This is a genomic window from Mycoplasma sp. 2261 (genome assembly GCF_053851575.1).
The window spans coordinates 1-853 of record NZ_JBSQAX010000021.1 but is presented as its reverse complement, the minus strand read 5'-3'; the positions used below and the strand labels follow the sequence as shown (position 1 = coordinate 853).

The window sequence follows — 853 nt, the reverse complement described above, 5'->3', positions numbered from 1 at the left end:
GATGACAATAAAAAAGATGATCAAAATAAGGAAAATGGCTCAGATGAAAAAGATGGTATAACACCAAAAATTAGTCTAAAAGCACAAGAAATACAAAATGAAATTAAGGTTAACGAAGATGAAATCGATAAAAAAACCGTTGAACTTGAAACTATTCTTGAAACTATTTCTAAATCAGAATTGAATGATTTAAAATCAGCTATTGAGGATGCAGATGAACAAATTGATAATCTAACTCAAAGCAAGGTTGACGATGCTGATAATGCTCAGGATTACGAAGAATTAAAAAAAGAATATGAAGATTTAAAAACAAAGAGTCAACAGAGAAAGCAAAAAGTTGAAGAATTATTAAACTACAAGGTAGATAAATCTGAGTTTGCTATCCAAATAGCAGAATTAGAGCAAGAAAAGACTGATGCGGACACTCAAATTAAGCAACTTATGGAATATTTAAATGATAATGATTTCAATAGTAAAAATATTAATGATTTAATCAAAGTCTTTGAAAAAAATAAACAAGAAATTGATAAAAGAATTAATATATATAAACGTCTTTCAATAGCTAATGCCATAGTAGAAGATATCAAGAAGGAAATAGGGGAATTAGAAAAATCTACTGATAAAGATCGTGAAGATGAAGAGTTAAAAACACAATTAAATAATAGAATGGAAACTTTAAATAAATTAAGTGAAGAAATTAAAGATTTAATTGCAAAGGTATTTCAAAAAGAAATAGAACTTGAATTAAATTTGTAGGTAGCACAAAAAAATTAATAAGATGATTTTAGAGTCATCTTATTTTTTATATTGATGGCTTAAACCAGTAGACTTAATTGATAAAACTAAGAATAAC

Annotated in this window: 1 protein-coding gene; it reads left to right on the top strand. The window is 26.0% G+C overall.

Annotation, left to right across the window (positions count from 1 at the left end; all coding sequences use genetic code 4):
• On the top strand, positions 1-756 hold a 756-nt coding region (locus ACWXVM_RS03160), incomplete at its 5' end, for a hypothetical protein (RefSeq protein ID WP_455994305.1).
• Positions 757-853: the final 97 nt, after the last annotated feature.